Below are 16,209 nucleotides of genomic sequence, written 5' to 3'. Positions count from 1 at the left end.
GTTCAGCCGCGGGGCTTCTGTATTACGCTGCACGCCGGAGAAATTTCCTCTCCGGCAAACCCGTTTAAGGAATTAACCCATCATGTCCGCAGTGGATAAGCTACACGACGCTGACTTAGAGATCCGCGAAGCGCTGCCCGATGACGCCCACGCTATCGCCGCGCTGTACGTCTGGCACGTGCTCAATGGACGCGCCTCTTTTGAAGAGATCCCGCCAACCGTGGATGAGATGCGCAAGCGAATCAAAACCGTGCGCGATAGCGGGCTGCCGTGGCTGGTTGCCCTGTGGCGCGGCACCATCGTCGGCTACTGCTACGCCACCTTTTACCGCCCGCGTCCGGCCTACCGCTACACCCTGGAAGAGTCGATTTACGTTGAGGCGGGAATGGGGGGACGCGGTATCGGCAGCGCCCTGCTCTCCCGGTTAATTGAGAAATGCGAACAGGGACCGTGGCGACAAATGCTGGCGATTATCGGCGACGGCCACAGTAACGCCGGGTCGATTGCGATTCATAAAAAGTTCGGTTTTAGCGTGGCGGGTCAGCTGCGCAGCGTCGGCTATAAGATGGGCGACTGGCGGGATACCTTGATTATGCAGCGCCCGCTCGGCGATGGCGACTGGACGCTGCCGGAGTAACCCCCCGGCTCGCGCTGCGCTTAGCCGGGCTACGGTACAGCGCGGTTCGGTAGCCCGGATAAGGCGTTTACGCCGTAATCCGGGGAAATGGGGGTTAATCGTTCTGCGCGGTCTGCGCGCCGCCTTTCAGCATCGCATCGGCCATCTGCGCTTCACGCTGCTTTTTATAGCTGAGCGCGGAAGCCGGAACCGGCATCACTTTTCCCGTTTCAATCCACGTTCTCAGGCGGCTGGCGTCGGCGAAGTGGGTATATTTGCCAAACGCATCCATCACCACCAGCGCCACCGGGCGCTGATTAATCACCGTACGCATAATCAGGCAGTGGCCCGCCGCGTTAGTAAAGCCGGTTTTGGTCAGCTGAATATTCCAGTTATCGCGGTAGACCAGATGGTTGGTATTGCGGAACGGCAGCGTATACGCCGGATGGGCGAATGTCGCCATATCTTCTTTGGTGGTGCTCAGCTGGCCAATCAGCGGATACTGCTCGCTGGCGATCAGCAGCTTAGTCAGATCGCGGGCGGTAGAGACGTTATGAATCGACAGACCGGTGGGCTCAACGTAGCGGGTGCGGGTCATCCCCAGCGCCTGCGCCTTGGCGTTCATCGCGCGGATAAAGGCGTCGTAGCCGCCCGGGTAATGGTGCGCCAGGCTGGCGGCGGCGCGGTTTTCCGACGACATCAGCGCCAGCAGCAGCATATTGCGGCGGCTGATTTGGCTGTTCAGACGCACCCGTGAATAGATCCCTTTCATTTCAGGCGTCTGGCTGATATCAACGGTCAGCATCTCATCCAGCGGCAGATGGGCATCAAGGACCACCATCGCGGTCATCACCTTGGTGATCGACGCCATCGGGCGAACCAGGTCCGGCTGGCTGGCATAGATGATTTTTTTGCTGGCAAGGTCGACGATCATCGCACTGCCGGAAGCGATATCCGGCTGGGAGGCGGTCACCGCCGTGGAGGTTTTAGCCAACGCCTGGGGCGCAAAAGGCACAGCCAGCAGCAACGTCAGGCTGAGCAAAGAAACTCGAAATTTGGTCATCGTGAACATTCTGAAAAGTATTTTTGCACGTTATGAACGTACGCCGCGGCGCTGGGGTGATGACGCCGCTGGCAAAAATCATCATACCTTGTCAGAACGCGAGCTGGCTAATAAGAATCGTGAACAAATGCTGCATTGCCGACATAAAAATCTATTTATGCCGGCAATGAGTTAAATCAGAAGAGCCGATATCCGTATCCCCAGAGAATAACGGTGATCGCCAGCAGCACTTCCAGCACCAGCACCCCTATCGCCAGAGTCGAGCTGGCGAAGCTCAACCCCTCTTCTTTATTAATCCCCAGGAACGTGGGAATACCGAGATACAGCAGATAGCCGGTGTAAAGCAGCGCGACGGTCCCGACCAGCGCGCACAGCCACACCAGCGGATAGAGCGCCACGAGCCCGCTGAGGAAAAGCGGCGTGGCGACATAGCCGGCGAAAACCATACAGCGCTTAAGGGAAGGCCGCTGCGGATAGCTTCGCGCCATCCACCAGATAACCCGCCCCATCACCGCAACCCCGGCGAGCATCACGGCGTAAAACAGCACCGCCAGGGCCAGCCCGGTCATCAGCGACAGTTTTACCACCGTGCCGTCGCCGAAGTTCCAGCCCAGCTGCGTGGTGCCAATAAAGGCGCAGATAACCGGAACCGCCGCCATGACCAGCACATGGTGCGTATAGTGATGCGAAACGGTTTCGTTTTCGCTTTTAATAACGCTCATCTCTTGATTAGGATGAGAGAAGAGCCCCCAGACATGGTTCATAGCGTCCCCCTTGTCACGGCGTGGTACAGCACTGATCCAAGTATAATTCACCTTGTAGATTATTTTGTGTACAGCGAGAAAAATGCGCTTCCCCCGCATTTTTATCATCAGGGTGTATGATTAAGGGACTGACGTTTTATGGAGTTAATCTTTATATGGATATCAATAACCTGATTTCCCAGTACGGCTACGCGGCGCTGGTCATTGGCAGCGTGGCGGAAGGCGAAACCATCACGCTGCTCGGCGGCGTGGCGGCACATCAGGGATTATTGAAGTTCTGGCTGGTGGTTATCTCGGTCGCCCTCGGGGGGATGATTGGCGATCAGCTGCTTTATTTACTCGGCAGACGCTTTGGCGGACGGATTCTGCGGCGATTCGCACGCCAGAAAAAGCGGATCCAAGAGGCCCAGCGGATGATCCAGCGTCGCCCCTACCTGTTTGTCATCGGCACCCGCTTTATGTACGGCTTTCGGGTTATCGGCCCGCTGCTGATTGGCGCCAGCCGCCTACCGCCGAAGGTGTTTCTGCCGCTGAATATTGTCGGCGCGATTATCTGGGCGTTAATTTTTACCACGCTCGGCTATCTCGGCGGGGAAGCGATTGGCCCGTGGCTGCATCATCTTGATGCGCATCTGAAGCACTGGATCTGGCTGATTCTGGCGGTGGTGCTGGTAGTTGCGGCGCACTGGTGGCTAAAGCGCCGCGAGGCAAAGAAGAAAGAGTGACGAGAGTTACCGGATGGCGGCGTAAACGCCTTATCCGGGCTACAGACTCCACGGATCGCATGGGCCTGTAGCCCGGCTAAGCGCAGCGCGAGCCGGGGAAACAGAACTACTTCGCCGCCTGATGATACCCGCCGCCCAGCGCGGAGGTCAGCTGGATGCTGGCATCAAGCCACTGGCCGCGCAGGCGCAGCGCGGTGACGCGCTCCTGCAGCGCCGGCAGCTTCGCCAGGCTGACGCGCGAGCCGGAAATAATCCCGGCGTTCATCCGCGCCTGCGCCAGCGCGACCATCCGCTGAGCATCTTTTTCAACCTGCTGCTGCTGCTGATTTTTCGCCATCAGCGTTTCCATCTGACTGGCAGTTTTCGCCACCTGATTAACCGCATCGACCACCGCTTTGTTGTACTTCGCTATCGACAGGGCATTTTGCGCGCTGGCGATATCCAGATTCGCGTTCAGGCGGCCGCTATCAAAGATCGGCAGGGTCAGCCCGGCGGTGACGCCCATCTGCTGGGCAGAGTGGCGGAACAGATCGCTGAGATGCAGGGCATCCTGCTGCAGGAAGGCCATCAGGTTGATATCCGGATAAAACGCGGCTTTCGCGGCATCAACTTCGCTTAATGAAGCCTCGATATACCAGTGGGCGACCTGCAGGTCAGGGCGTCGCGCCAGCAGCTCATAGCCCAGCTGGTTGGGCATTTGCGCGCTGACGGCGGGTAAATCCGCCGGATGAAGATTCAGCGCCTGGCTCTGGCTGTTGGTCAGCGCCATCAGCCGCGCTTCAATCTCCTTCATATTGCCCGCCACGTCGGCGAGCTGCTGATCGGTTTTACTGACGTTAATATCGTTCTCCGCCCCTTCGGCCGAGTTGGTGATCCCGCGTTGATACAGCGCAGTATCCACGGTAACGACATTATTCTGTTCGCGCTTCACCTGCGTCAGCACGTTTTTAATGGCCGCTTCGGTCTGCCACTGCCAGTAAAGGCGGGCGACGCTGCCGGCCAGCAGTTCGCGGGTCTGGGCTTCTTCGGCGACCTGGGCTTTGACTTCACCGATACGCGCTTTGAGCAGCGCGCGGTTTTTACCCCACAGGTCCAGATCCCATCCGGCGGTCAGTCCGAAGGTGCCGTTGGTGTACCACGGCCCGGTATTGCCGTCGGTATCGGTGGCAAACGGCCCCATCAGCCCCTCGGAGGACATTTTCTGCCGTTCAATATCGGCGGAAAAATCCAGGTTCGGCCCCAGGCTGGATTGCGACATCCGCGCCTGCGCTTCCGCCAGCCTGATGCGCTGTTCGGCAATCTGCATGTCCGGCGCATTGGCTAAGGCACGCTGAATCAGGCTATTGAGCTGAGGGTCATGGTAATCCTGCCACCAGTTGCTCTGCGGCCAGCCGTTTTTCACGGCGGCGGGCAGTTCCGTTGCAACGTGGGATGCCGGGGTCTGCTGCTGGAGCGGCTTGCCAGTATCGTGCGATGGCGCGCAGCCCGCCAGCGCGATAACCAGTGGCAGGCCAGCCAACGCGCGTTTGCTCAAAGTCAGGTTCATGAAATCGGTCAGATGATTAAATAAGGTCGGGTATATTAAGCTACTTGCATCCTTGCCGTTTAGTAAAGCGTGTGCCGTAACTATTAGCAGACTAAAAATAAACTTCTCATGGAGTGACAATGAGTCAGAACATCTATGACGATCCCGCTTTTTTTGCCGGATACGCCACCCTCGACCGTTCAGTCAAAGGGCTGGAAGGCGCGCCCGAGTGGCCGACCCTTCAGCAAATGCTTCCGCCGTTATCTGGTTTACGCGTCGTCGATCTTGGCTGCGGCTACGGCTGGTTTTGCCGCTGGGCCCGCGACCAGGGCGCCGCGCAGGTGGACGGGCTGGATCTCTCCAGCCGAATGCTGGAGCGCGCCCGCGAAATGACGGAGGGCGAAGGTATCCGCTATCGCTGCGAAGATCTTCAGACGCTTGCCCTGCCCGCCGATAGCTGCGAGCTGGTCTATAGCTCGCTGGCGCTGCACTATCTGCCCGACGTGGCGCCGCTGTTCGCCACCGTTTACCGGGCGCTGACGCCCGGCGGTACGCTGCTGTTCTCCGCCGAGCATCCCATCTATACCGCCCCGCCGCGTCAGGGCTGGCAGGAAGATGAGAACGGACAGAAAAGTTGGCCGGTGAGCCACTACCAGCAGGAGGGCGAGCGCATCAGCAACTGGTTTGCCGACGGGGTGAAAAAGCAGCACCGCAAGCTATCCAGCTGGATAAACCAGCTGATCGCCGCCGGTTTTATCATCGAGCATCTGGATGAGTGGGGACCGACGGCGGAGCAGATTGCCGCTCAGCCGGCGCTGGATGAAGAAAAAGAGCGGCCGATGATTTTTCTCCTGCGCGCGCGCAAGCCAGCGTAATAGGCAAAAAGGCCCGGAAGTTATCCGGGCCATAAGGCTGATGTTAGCTTCGTGCTTAGGGCATTACTCTTTTAAGCTGCCGCCGTTGGTGGCGATTACCTCTTTATACCACCAGAAGCTCTTCTTGCGGCTGCGCGCCAGGGTGCCGTTGCCTTCATCGTCGCGATCGACGTAGATAAAGCCATAGCGTTTGGACATCTCCGCCTTCGACGCGCTCACCAGGTCGATAGGCCCCCAGCTGGTGTAGCCCATCAGCTCAACGCCGTCCTCTATTGCCTCACGAGCCTGCACCAGATGGTCGTTAAGGTAGCTGATCCGGTAATCGTCGTTAATGCTACCGTCAGCTTCCACCCTATCCTTAGCGCCCAGGCCGTTCTCCACGATAAACAGCGGCTTCTGATAGCGATCCCACAGCACGTTCAGCAGCGTGCGCAGGCCAAGGGGGTCAATCTGCCAGCCCCACTCCGAGCTTGCCAGGTGCGGGTTCGGCACCATGCTGAGAATATTGCCGCGCGATTTTTTGTTCAGCTCTTCGTCGGCGGTCACGCAGCCGGTCATATAGTAGCTGAAGGAGATAAAATCAACGGTCTCTTTCAGGGCTTCGCGATCGGCATCGGCGATCTCAAGGCTAATGCCGTTGTCGCGGAAATAGCGCAGCATATAGCCCGGGTAAGCGCCGCGGCACTGGACATCGCCAAAGAACTGCCAGCTGCGGTTCTGCTGCAGGGTTTCAAAAATATCGTCCGGTTTGCAGCTCAGCGGATACATCAGGCCGCCGAGCAGCATGTTGCCGATTTTGCCCTCAGGCACGATGTCATGGCAGGCCTTAGCCGCCAGCGCGCTCGCCACCAGCTGATGGTGAATAGCCTGGTAGACTTCAGCTTTGCTGCTGTCGGCCGGCAGACCGACGCCGGTCATCGGCGCGTGCAGGGACATATTGATTTCATTAAAGGTCAGCCACAGTTTGACCTTCGCCTGGTAGCGCGCAAACACCGTACGGGCGTAGCGTTCGAAGAAGCCAATGACTTTGCGATTGCCCCAGCCGCCGTAGTTTTTCACCAGCGCCCACGGCATCTCATAGTGGGACAGGGTCACCAGCGGAGTAATATTGTGCTTCGCCATTTCATCAAACAGCTTATCGTAAAAGGCCAGCCCGGCTTCGTTTGGCTGCGCCTCATCGCCCTCAGGGAAAATACGCGCCCAGGCAATGGATACGCGCAGGCAGTTAAAGCCCATCTCGGCAAAGAGGCTGATATCCTCCGGATAACGATGGTAAAAATCGATGGCAACATCTTTTATGCCGCTATCGCCAGGCACGCGTTCTACGACGTCGCCAAATACGCCGCGCGGCTGGACGTCAGAAGTGGTTAATCCCTTCCCGTCTTCCAGATAAGCGCCTTCAACCTGGTTTGCCGCGGTCGCGCCGCCCCATAAAAACGCCTGTGGGAATGTCTTCATTCATCTCTCTCCTGTGATTAACGGCTTACGGACAACAGCGGCTGACCGGCATCCACCGCGCTGGCGGATACGATGTCGAGAGCACGAAAATCGTCGCTGTTGCTGATAATAATGGGCGTCGCCAGATCGTAACCGGCGTTCAGAATCGCCTGACGGTCAAACTCCAGCAGCAGATCGCCCGCTTTGATTTTGTCGCCCTCTTTAACGTGGGCGGTGAACGGTGCGCCATCGAGCTTGACGGTGTCGATGCCCACGTGGATGAGCAGCTCGATTCCGCTATCGCTCAGCAGACCGATGGCATGTTTCGTCTGAAAAATCGAGGCGACCTCGCCCGAGAACGGCGCAATAACTTTGCCCACTGAGGGGATAATCGCTACGCCCTGGCCAAGTAAACCGCTGGCGAAGGTACTATCGGGAACCTGATCCAACGCCAGTACGCTGCCGGTCATCGGCGCCAGGATGTCGTTTTCCGAGGCCGGAGCCACCACAACGGCCGCCTGTTCAGCGGTGCTGCGCGGCAGCCCGGCGACTAACGTGAGCGCGCAGGCGATAATTAAAGCGGCAACCGTCCCCAGCGCGCCGCCCCACACCGTGGCGTCAATGCCCTGCGGCGGGATCATCTGCGCCAGGGTGAAAATATTACCGAAACCGAAAGAATAGACGTGGCTGTCGCTAAAGCCGACAATCGCGCCGCCGATGGCGCCAGCGACGCAGCCGAAGATAAACGGACGGCGGAGCGGCAGATTCAGCCCATAAATCGCCGGCTCGGTCACGCCGAAGATCCCCGCGGATACCGCCGAGCCCGCCAGCACTTTTTGCCGCGCATCGCGGGTGCGCAGGAAAATCCCCAGCGCGGCGCCAACCTGCCCCATCACCGCCGGCAGCAGCATCGGCATCATTGAATCATGGCCAAGCACGGCAAGGTTGTTAATCATTAACGGTATCAGGCCCCAGTGCAGCCCAAAGATGACGCACACCTGCCACAGCGCCCCCATCGCCGCGCCGGCAAGCCAGGGCGCAACCTGATAGATAAGCTGATAGCCGTTGGCCAGCTGCTGGCTCAGCCAGGTGGCCACGGGGCCGATAATCAGAAACGTAAGCGGGACGACCACGGCCAGGCAAATCGCCGGGGTGAAGAAGTTCTTCATCGACGAGGGCAGTATCGCGTTGCTGCGCCGCTCAATCCAGCAGCTCACCCATGAGGCGAGGATAATCGGGATGACCGATGAACTGTAATTGATAAAGGTCACCGGAATCCCAAGGAAATACTCCGTCGCGGCGTCAGGCACCATACTGGCTTCAAAAGATTGAATCATCAGCGGGTGGGTTAACGCGCCGCCGATCACCATGGTAATAAAGGCGTTGCCGCCAAATTTCTTACCGGCGGTATAGCCGAGAAACAGCGGGAAAAAGAAGAACAGCGCATCGCTGGCGGCAAACCAGATTTTGTAGGTTGCCTGCTGCGTCGTTAACCAGCCGCAAACCACCGCCAGCGCCAGCAGCCCTTTGAGGATCCCCGAGGCCGCCAGGACGCCGATAAACGGGGTGAAGATACCGGAAACCACGTCGATAAGCTGGCCGATAATCGACACTTTTTCGCCTTTCACCGCCACCGGCTCGCTGTCATCCGTCAGCCCAGCTTCGCTGCGCACTGCCAGCCAGACATCGTGCACGTGGTTACCGATGACCACCTGAAACTGGCCGCCGCTTTCCACCACCATGATGACGCCAGGATTCGCCTTCAGTCCTTCGGCATCCGCCTTCTTGCTATCTTTGAGCTTAAAACGCAGCCGCGTTGCGCAGTGAACCAGACTCACAATATTCTCTTTGCCACCAACCCGGCTGAGAATATCCTGCGCGAGTGCTTTATATTCCATGCTGTTTTTCCTTACTTCCGCTGCCCGCAGGCATCGTTAACTGAGTATTAAAAATAAAAAAACCCGAGAACAACGCCGTGTAGGCGTTGCGCTCAGGTTTTGCCTGCGTAATGCAGTAACAATCCAGTTGTAGCGCGGGAGCTATGCGCCAGGCCCGATCGGCGCTTAGCGTCCCTCTTTTCTCACCCGCTCAATATGAATGGCGAGAAACATAATTTCTTCCGTCGTCAGCGGCCGCTGGTAGCTCTTTTGCAGGTGCCGGGCGACGGTTTCCGCACACTTCCACGCTTTAGGGTAGTTATCCTTTACCGCGCTGTGCAGCGTCACATCATCATCTTCGACCACCGTTCGCGTCAGCATACGCTGGGCGAAAAACTTGAGATGGGTGACAAAGCGCTGGTAGCTCAGCGACTCTTCGTCGTAGTTCAGCGTCAGCTGATACTTCACCAGCTGTAGGATCTCCTGCATGACCCGGGTGACGTGCATCACTTCCGGCATTTCGCTGTTGAGCTGCGCCGTGACCAGATGCAGGGCGATAAAACCCGCTTCATCTTCGGCCAGTTCAACCCCGAGCCGTTTGGCGATAATCGCCCGCGCTTCCTGCCCTAACTCAAATTCCTTCGGATACAGCCGCTTTATTTCCCACAGCAGCACATTACGAATGGCGATGCCCTTCTTCTGCCGCTCAATCGCAAAGTGGCAGTGGTCGGTCAGGGTAATGTACAAACTATCCTGTAACTTACCGAGACGACCGCGCGCCAGATCGATGATCCGATCGCAGGTCGTCATCACTTCTAATGGTATCTGACTGAGTAATTCACCTAAACGGCCAACCAGTTCATCGCTCTGCAGCGCGAAGACCTTTTCAATTTTACTTTCATCAAGAGAGTCACCAACGCGTTTCTGAAAGGCAAGTCCTCGGCCCATGACCACCTGTTCGCGCTGCTGCTCATCAACAACCACCACTACATTATTATTAAGTACTTTGGCGATTTGCATATGAACCCCAAAAACAAAAAAACCTGACCCCGACGGATGCCAGGAAATCAGGTTTTGCCTGCCGGAGCAGTAACAATCGGTAGTGAGTATTTCACTGTCCGCCGGGTAATCTCAATGGGACAAGCTAAAAAATGTGATGCCGGTCAGATAGTTTAGCTACGCCAGTCGTTAATCGTGCGCGCTATGCTGGTTGAATCCTGTAGGGTGCGTACCGCGCTGAACAGGTCAGCCGCTTCCAGATACTCTTTACGCAAATAGCTCAGCCACTGTTTTATCCGCGCGACGTGATAAAGGCCGGTGTCGCCCTGCTTTTCCAGACGGGTGTATTTTTGCAGCAGTTCGACCACCTGCGGCCAGGGCATACGCGGTTCGTTATATTTTATCACCCGGCTCAGGTTTGGAACGTTCAGCGCGCCGCGGCCAATCATCACCGCATCGCAGCCGGTCGCGGCCAGGCAATCCTGGGCGCTTTGCCAGTCCCAGATTTCACCGTTGGCCACCACCGGGATAGTCAGGCGCTGACGGATTTCGCCGATAGCCTGCCAGTCAATGCGTTCCGCTTTATAGCCATCCTCTTTGGTGCGGCCGTGAACCACCAGCTCGCTGGCGCCCGCCTGCTGGACCGCATCGGCAATTTCAAACCGCCGCTCGCCGCTGTCCCAGCCAAGCCGAACTTTTACCGTGACCGGCAGATGGCCGGGAACCGCCTCGCGCATCGCTTTGGCGCCGCGATAGATAAGCTCGGGATCTTTGAGCAGAGTCGCCCCGCCGCCGCTGCCGTTCACCAGTTTTGACGGGCAGCCGCAGTTAAGGTCAACGCCCCAGGAACCGAGTTCGACCGCGCGAGCGGCGTTTTCCGCCAGCCACTGCGGATACTGCCCGAGCAGCTGTACGCGCACGCAGGTGCCGGACGGCGTCAGGCTGTTGTTATGCAGTTCCGGACACAATCTGTAGAACGATTTTACCGGCAGGAGCTGATCCACCACGCGCAAGAATTCGGTGATGCAGAGATCGTAATCATTCACTTCGGTCAGCAGCTCGCGCACCAGCGAATCGAGCACGCCTTCCATCGGCGCCAGTAATACACGCATATTGTTTTTTCATTGCCCGGAAAAAAGAGGCGCTATGTTAGCGCCTCTGGATGCGGGTTGAAAGGGGCCAAGATCGGTTTTCCCGGCGGCGGCGCTGCTGCTTCCCGGCTTGCGCTGCGCTTAGCCGGGCTACAAGGTCACCTCTGTCTGCGCCCCGGGAAATGCACAACCGCTTAACGTGGTTCCAGGCAGTTATCCTCTTTCCAGCCGTACAGCCACTCGATGCCGCGATAAAACTCGCTCTGGGTCTTGCCTTTCCACAGCAGGTTGCGTACCTGGCGCTCAACGCCGGCGGCGTGATAGACCCGCCCCATTTCACGCGTCGACCAGACGATCCGCGCGGTACGCGGAATACGTACCGACTCATACAGCGCAAAAGCGCGGGCAGCGTCGCCGTCGCACTGCGCCAGGGCTTTACCCAGCGTCACCGCGTCTTCCAGCGCCATACAGGCCCCCTGGGCCATATACTGCGCCACCGGGTGAGCGGCATCGCCAACCAGCGTGATGCGGTCGTTGCCCCATTTCTCTACCGGCTCGCGGTCGGCGGTGGACCAGCGCCGCCAGGAGGTCGGCTTATCCAGCATCTGCCGGGGACGCGGGTGAATGCCTTTAAAGTAGGAGAGCACCTCTTCTTTACTGCCGTCGCGCACGCCCCACTCTTCTTTCTCCCGGCTGTGGAAGGTAACCACCAGATTGTACTGCTTGCCGCCGCGCAGCGGATAATGCACCAGGTGGCAGTGCGGACCCGCCCACAGCACCGGCGCGTTAATGCGCAAATCGTCCGGCATATCGGCGGCGTCGACCACCGCGCGATAGACCACATGGCCGGTCACCCGCGGCGAATCGCCCAGCAGGCTCTGGCGTACAACCGACTTACCGCCGTCGCAGCCGATCAGGATATCCGCCGTCCAGCTGTTGCCTTTGTCATCGAAAACCGTCACGTCATCGGCGGTCTGGCGGATATCCACCACCTGGGTCGAGGTGCGATACTCCACGGCCGGATGGGTCAGCGCCGCTTCCCAAACGGTGGCGTGGATGTCTACCCGGTGGATCACCGCATACGGCCCGCCAAAATGGTCGCGGAACGCCTGTCCGGTCTCAATATGCACCACCTCTTCGCCGCTTACCGCATCCATCATGGTGATATGGTCGGTAAATACCGCCCGCTGGCGGGCGACTTCGCCGACGCCGAGGCTGTCCAGCGCCGAGAACGCGTTAGGGCCAAGCTGGATCCCGGCGCCGATTTCGCCGATTTCATGCGCCTTTTCCAGCAGCATCACTTTGATGCCCTGGCGCGCCAGAGAGAGCGCCGTGGCCGCTCCGCCAATACCACCGCCGACAATAATTGCTCGCATCACTTTTGCCATGTTGCCTCCTAAGCCGGGATCTTATCTTGTTGGTTTTCCGGCGCGGCGGCGATAAACGCCGGTAGCCGGGTGCAGGCGTCATAGACCGCCTGGCAGCGCGGATAGTGGCTGAGATCGCAGCCCATTCTCAGCGCGTTGGCCCACTGCGGTACCAGACAGCAGTCTGCCAGGGTGGGCGCATCGCCCACGCAAAAAGCGCCGGATTTCGCGTGGCGCAATAGCTGCTCGACGGCGCTGAATCCCTGCTGGATCCAGTGCGCATACCAGCGCTTTTTCTCCTCTTCGCTTACCTTCAGTTCGTCGCTGAGGTAGCGTAAAACGCGCATGTTGTTTATTGGATGAATATCGCAGGCGATGGCGTAAACAATCTCCAGGACCCGCATCCGCGCGCTGTCCTCCTGGGGCAGCAGCAGCGGTTGCGGATAGTGCCGATCCAGCCAGTCGGCAATCGCCAGCGACTGGCCGAGAGATTCACCATCATCAGTAATCAACGTTGGCACCAGGCCAACCGGATTCAGCCGCCGGTACTCCAGCGCGTTCTGCTGACCGATGCGGATATTGACGCCCACGCTCTGGTAGTCGATGCCTTTCAGCGCCAGCGCGATGCGCACGCGGTAGGAGGCTGAGCTATTGAAAAAACTGTACAGCTTCATCATTCACCTCACACCACGCGCACGGCGATTGGCGTCAGTCCATCTACGTTGCCGGTGATGACATCGCCTTTCACCACCGCGCCGACGCCTTCCGGCGTGCCGGTGAAAATCAGATCGCCGGGCTGCAGCTCAAAGAAGCCGGAAAGATAGCTGATGGTTTCATTGACCGACCAGATCAGGTGACGAATATCGCTGCGCTGATGATCTTCCCCGTTTACCTGCAGCCAAATTCCGGCCTGGTTCACGTCCGCCGTATCCGCTTTATGCAGCGGCGCAATCGGCGCGGAAAGGTCAAAAGCTTTGCCAATCTCCCACGGACGGCCCATCTGGCGCATCTCCATCTGGCGATCGCGGCGGGTCATATCCAGCCCCGTGGCATAGCCCCAGATATACTCATGGGCCTGCTCCAGCGGGATATCGCTTCCCCGCTTGCCAATCGCCACCACCAGTTCAATTTCGTAGTGATAGTTGTCGGTTTGCGTCGGATACGGTAACTCCAGCGTCTCTCCCGCAGCGACGGGCACCACCGCATCGGCTGGCTTACAGAAGAAAAACGGCGGTTCGCGATCCGGGTCAAAGCCCATTTCACGCGCGTGAGCGGCGTAGTTGCGGCCCACGCAGTAAACGCGGCGCACCGGGAACTGCTCATCGCTGCCGACAACCGGAACGCTAATCGGGGCCTGGGGTGCAAAAACGTATTGAGTCATGATGGATTCCTTATTCTTCATTTTTAATAACGCGCTTCGCGGAACAGGCCGAGCGCTTCCTGCACGGGACGGTCCGAAAAGCTGAATAACACGGTATCTTCGGCAGAGTTAAAAGAGACGGCGTGCCAGGTCGGCACCACGAAGATATCTTTTGCCTGGAAGGCGAAGGTCTGTTCGCCAATGGTGACCTGGCCGCTACCTTCCACCACGTGATAGATAGTGCTGTCGGTGGTTTTCGCCGCGCGTGAGGTAAACCCTTTCGGTAACAGCTGCAGGAAGGCGCCCATCGACGGCATCGGATAGCCGCCGGTAACCGGGTTGACGTAGCGCATTTTATAGCCGTCCCACTCGTCGGCATCGCCCATACGCGTCAGGTCGTGCAGCGCTTCGCGGCTGCGGTCGTAGCGATAGTTAAAGATGGGCGAAGAGTTACCGACCTGATGGCGCAGCGGCAGCATATTGGCGGCGTAGCGCGGCAGGTAGTCTCCCTCTTTGCGGGTCACCGGCTGCTGATCTTCCGGGTAATCCTCAGCGAAGCCGCAGCCCAGATAGTTCACCAGCGGCAGGTCGAGGCCGTCGAGCCAGACCACCGGCTCATTGCCGGGATTGCCGTGATCGTGCCAGCGCCACTGCGGCGTCAGAATAAAGTCGCCGGCGCGCATGGCGGTGCGTTCGCCATCGACGGCGGTAAATGCCCCTTCACCTTCAACCACAAAGCGCAGCGCCGACTGGTTATGACGATGGCTTGGCGCCACCTCACCGGGCATAATCAGCTGTAATCCGGCATACAGCGAGGAGGTAATCGATGACTGTCCGCGCAGCGCCGGGTTCTCCAGCACCAGCACGCGGCGTATCGCCTCTTTCGCGCCAATCAGCTCGCCGCTTTTCATCAGCAGCGGACGAATCTCCTGATAATTCCAGTAGGCCGGGGCGCAGGTGGCATTCGGCGTTTTCGGCACCAGGTGGTGCAGGGATTCCCAAAGCGGCGTCAGGTTTTGGCCGGAAATATGCTGATAGTACTGCTGACGGTCTTTATTGATTTCCATTGAAGATTGAGTCATGAGCGTTCTCCTTATTTATTCACGATGCCCGCAGAAGGCAACGCGGCAGGTACAGATGTTGGGTTGCGGACGGCAAGCGTCAGCAGGACAAGCATCACGGCGCTAACGACGGCCGGTACTGCGATAACAAAAAACAGGGTGTCAAAAGAGAAATTCATCGCCATCATCACGCCGCCGGAGAGCGAGCCGACGATGGCGCCGCAGCGGCCGACCGCGTTTGACCAGCTCACCCCGGTCGCGCGGCTTTGGGTGGGATACAGCGTAGCGGTTAGCGCATTCAGCCCTACCTGCGAGCCGCTGATGCCAATCCCGGTGCCGAAAATCGCCAGCGCCATCAGCCACAGGCCGTTCTCGCTCAGGCCAATCATGACGATACAGACCGCCCCCAGGCCGTAGCTCAGCGCCAGCACCCGATACGGGTTGTAGCGATCCATCAGCGCGCCGAGCAGCAGCGCGCCAAAGGTGCCGCCAATCTGGAAGGCGGCGGTGACCCACGAAGCGTGCTGTAAATCAATCCCGCGGTGGTTAAGCAGCGTGGGCATCCAGCTGGAGAGCAGATAGATAATCAGCAGGCTCATAAAGAACACCACCCATAGCATTAAGGTGATGGCCAGCTGGCGCCCGGCGAACAGCTGGCTGATGCTGCCCTTCGCCCCTGCGGCAGGCTCATCAAGCCAGAAATAGGTATCGGTATAGCGTTCGCCGGTTATGGCACTAACGTTTTTGGCAATCACCGCCTGCGGGAGCTGGCGACGGATCTGCCAGCGCGGAGATTCGGGAAGCAGCGGTATCAGCGCCACCGCCAGCAGCAGCGGCAAAACGCCGCCCAGCACCAGAATACCGTGCCAGCCAATCAGCGGGACCAGCTGCGCGCTGACCACGCCGCCGAAGGCCGAGCCGAGGGTGAATCCACAAAACATCAGGGTCACCAGCGCCCCGCGCCGCCGGGCGGGCAGATATTCCGAGGTCATGGTAATGGTATTAGGCATCGCGCCACCGAGGCCGAGACCGGTCAGAAAACGCAGGAACACCAGCATCTGTAGATCGGGGGCAAACGCGGAAAGCAGGCTGAACAGGCCGAACAGCGCGACGCAGAACTCAATCACCCGTTTGCGGCCAAAGCGGTCGGAGAGCGGACCGCAGAGCAGCGCCCCGGCGGTCAGGCCCAGCAAGCCTGCGCCAAATAGCGGCGCGAGGTCACCGGCGGTTAATTGCCAGTGGCTGCGGATATCCGGCGCAATAAAACCAATCGCGGCGGTATCGAAGCCATCAAGCATCACCACCAGGAAACAGCAGATAATCACGCGCCACTGTCGGGCGCCGACCGGCGCAGCGTTGAGTAGTTTTTGTAGTTCAAGTCGTTGAGTCATGATTATGCCTCAGAGCAGGTAGGGGTAGATGTTGTATTTATTTCTTTTATGTTGCGAG

The 16,209-nt window shown here is 58.7% G+C and carries 14 protein-coding genes and 1 pseudogene; 3 read left to right on the top strand and 12 right to left on the bottom strand.

Annotated elements, in window-relative coordinates; translation table 11 throughout:
• Positions 1-82 precede the first annotated feature (82 nt).
• Positions 83-637 carry a GNAT family N-acetyltransferase gene (locus JLG71_RS08625; protein ID WP_004138576.1) on the top strand — a complete coding sequence of 185 codons (555 nt, stop codon included), beginning with the start codon at positions 83-85 and terminating at the stop codon, positions 635-637.
• A gap of 94 nt (positions 638-731) precedes the next feature.
• Here JLG71_RS08625 and pbpG read toward each other — a convergent pair whose 3' ends face one another.
• A complete protein-coding gene (gene pbpG / locus JLG71_RS08620; protein ID WP_014230138.1) occupies positions 732-1,679 on the bottom strand; it encodes a D-alanyl-D-alanine endopeptidase in 948 nt (315 codons plus the stop codon).
• A 176-nt stretch (positions 1,680-1,855) separates the two neighbouring features.
• A complete protein-coding gene (locus JLG71_RS08615; RefSeq protein ID WP_004122818.1) occupies positions 1,856-2,443 on the bottom strand; it encodes a Yip1 family protein in 588 nt (195 codons plus the stop codon).
• Positions 2,444-2,598: 155 nt separating this feature from the next.
• Here JLG71_RS08615 and JLG71_RS08610 point away from each other — a divergent pair, with 155 nt between their 5' ends.
• Complete coding sequence (locus JLG71_RS08610; protein WP_200914103.1) at positions 2,599-3,168, top strand: DedA family protein; 570 nt, start codon at positions 2,599-2,601, stop codon at positions 3,166-3,168.
• Between the two features lie 106 nt (positions 3,169-3,274).
• Here JLG71_RS08610 and mdtQ read toward each other — a convergent pair whose 3' ends face one another.
• Positions 3,275-4,714, bottom strand: a complete 1,440-nt coding sequence (mdtQ, locus tag JLG71_RS08605; RefSeq protein ID WP_047723241.1) for a multidrug resistance outer membrane protein MdtQ — start codon at positions 4,712-4,714, stop codon at positions 3,275-3,277.
• 119 nt (positions 4,715-4,833) lie between these two features.
• On the opposite strand from mdtQ, the gene JLG71_RS08600 reads away from it, so the two are divergent.
• On the top strand, positions 4,834-5,568 hold the full coding sequence (locus JLG71_RS08600) for a class I SAM-dependent methyltransferase (protein ID WP_047723240.1): 735 nt from the start codon (positions 4,834-4,836) through the stop codon (positions 5,566-5,568).
• Between the two features lie 63 nt (positions 5,569-5,631).
• Here the strand turns inward: JLG71_RS08600 and ascB are convergent, their stop codons facing one another.
• The 9 genes and pseudogenes from ascB to mhbT all read right to left on the bottom strand — a co-directional run bounded on the left by ascB (position 5,632) and on the right by mhbT (position 16,151).
• Entirely contained in the window at positions 5,632-7,026 is a 1,395-nt protein-coding gene (gene ascB / locus JLG71_RS08595; protein WP_200914101.1) for a 6-phospho-beta-glucosidase, read from the bottom strand.
• A 17-nt stretch (positions 7,027-7,043) separates the two neighbouring features.
• Positions 7,044-9,015: pseudogene (bglF, locus tag JLG71_RS08590) on the bottom strand (PTS beta-glucoside transporter subunit IIABC).
• A gap of 53 nt (positions 9,016-9,068) precedes the next feature.
• Complete coding sequence (bglG, locus tag JLG71_RS08585) at positions 9,069-9,902, bottom strand: transcriptional antiterminator BglG (RefSeq protein ID WP_014230144.1); 834 nt, start codon at positions 9,900-9,902, stop codon at positions 9,069-9,071.
• 152 nt (positions 9,903-10,054) lie between these two features.
• Positions 10,055-10,993 carry a tRNA dihydrouridine(16) synthase DusC gene (gene dusC / locus JLG71_RS08580; RefSeq protein WP_200914099.1) on the bottom strand — a complete coding sequence of 313 codons (939 nt, stop codon included), beginning with the start codon at positions 10,991-10,993 and terminating at the stop codon, positions 10,055-10,057.
• A gap of 173 nt (positions 10,994-11,166) precedes the next feature.
• Positions 11,167-12,360, bottom strand: coding sequence for a 3-hydroxybenzoate 6-monooxygenase (locus JLG71_RS08575; protein WP_049082277.1), 1,194 nt, complete (start codon positions 12,358-12,360; stop codon positions 11,167-11,169).
• An 8-nt stretch (positions 12,361-12,368) separates the two neighbouring features.
• Positions 12,369-13,013 carry a maleylacetoacetate isomerase gene (gene maiA, locus JLG71_RS08570; RefSeq protein WP_025106757.1) on the bottom strand — a complete coding sequence of 215 codons (645 nt, stop codon included), beginning with the start codon at positions 13,011-13,013 and terminating at the stop codon, positions 12,369-12,371.
• A gap of 8 nt (positions 13,014-13,021) precedes the next feature.
• Positions 13,022-13,720 carry a fumarylacetoacetate hydrolase family protein gene (locus JLG71_RS08565; RefSeq protein WP_014230148.1) on the bottom strand — a complete coding sequence of 233 codons (699 nt, stop codon included), beginning with the start codon at positions 13,718-13,720 and terminating at the stop codon, positions 13,022-13,024.
• A 23-nt stretch (positions 13,721-13,743) separates the two neighbouring features.
• Positions 13,744-14,781, bottom strand: a complete 1,038-nt coding sequence (gene gtdA, locus JLG71_RS08560) for a gentisate 1,2-dioxygenase (protein ID WP_014230149.1) — start codon at positions 14,779-14,781, stop codon at positions 13,744-13,746.
• 11 nt (positions 14,782-14,792) lie between these two features.
• A complete protein-coding gene (gene mhbT, locus JLG71_RS08555) occupies positions 14,793-16,151 on the bottom strand; it encodes a 3-hydroxybenzoate transporter MhbT (protein WP_200914097.1) in 1,359 nt (452 codons plus the stop codon).
• Positions 16,152-16,209: the final 58 nt, after the last annotated feature.

Source organism: Klebsiella michiganensis (assembly GCF_015139575.1).
Lineage (GTDB): Bacteria > Pseudomonadota > Gammaproteobacteria > Enterobacterales > Enterobacteriaceae > Klebsiella > Klebsiella michiganensis.
This window is presented reverse-complemented; position numbering and strand designations above follow the sequence as displayed.

Excerpts from the sequence above, each read along its gene's own strand:
- JLG71_RS08625 (WP_004138576.1), top strand. The coding sequence starts at position 83 with ATGTCCGCAGTGGATAAGCTACACGACGCTGACTTAGAGATCCGCGAA.
- pbpG (WP_014230138.1), bottom strand. The coding sequence starts at position 1,679 with ATGACCAAATTTCGAGTTTCTTTGCTCAGCCTGACGTTGCTGCTGGCT.
- JLG71_RS08615 (WP_004122818.1), bottom strand. The coding sequence starts at position 2,443 with ATGAACCATGTCTGGGGGCTCTTCTCTCATCCTAATCAAGAGATGAGC.
- JLG71_RS08610 (WP_200914103.1), top strand. The coding sequence starts at position 2,599 with ATGGATATCAATAACCTGATTTCCCAGTACGGCTACGCGGCGCTGGTC.
- mdtQ (WP_047723241.1), bottom strand. The coding sequence starts at position 4,714 with ATGAACCTGACTTTGAGCAAACGCGCGTTGGCTGGCCTGCCACTGGTT.
- JLG71_RS08600 (WP_047723240.1), top strand. The coding sequence starts at position 4,834 with ATGAGTCAGAACATCTATGACGATCCCGCTTTTTTTGCCGGATACGCC.
- ascB (WP_200914101.1), bottom strand. The coding sequence starts at position 7,026 with ATGAAGACATTCCCACAGGCGTTTTTATGGGGCGGCGCGACCGCGGCA.
- bglG (WP_014230144.1), bottom strand. The coding sequence starts at position 9,902 with ATGCAAATCGCCAAAGTACTTAATAATAATGTAGTGGTGGTTGTTGAT.
- dusC (WP_200914099.1), bottom strand. The coding sequence starts at position 10,993 with ATGCGTGTATTACTGGCGCCGATGGAAGGCGTGCTCGATTCGCTGGTG.
- JLG71_RS08575 (WP_049082277.1), bottom strand. The coding sequence starts at position 12,360 with ATGGCAAAAGTGATGCGAGCAATTATTGTCGGCGGTGGTATTGGCGGA.
- maiA (WP_025106757.1), bottom strand. The coding sequence starts at position 13,013 with ATGAAGCTGTACAGTTTTTTCAATAGCTCAGCCTCCTACCGCGTGCGC.
- JLG71_RS08565 (WP_014230148.1), bottom strand. The coding sequence starts at position 13,720 with ATGACTCAATACGTTTTTGCACCCCAGGCCCCGATTAGCGTTCCGGTT.
- gtdA (WP_014230149.1), bottom strand. The coding sequence starts at position 14,781 with ATGACTCAATCTTCAATGGAAATCAATAAAGACCGTCAGCAGTACTAT.
- mhbT (WP_200914097.1), bottom strand. The coding sequence starts at position 16,151 with ATGACTCAACGACTTGAACTACAAAAACTACTCAACGCTGCGCCGGTC.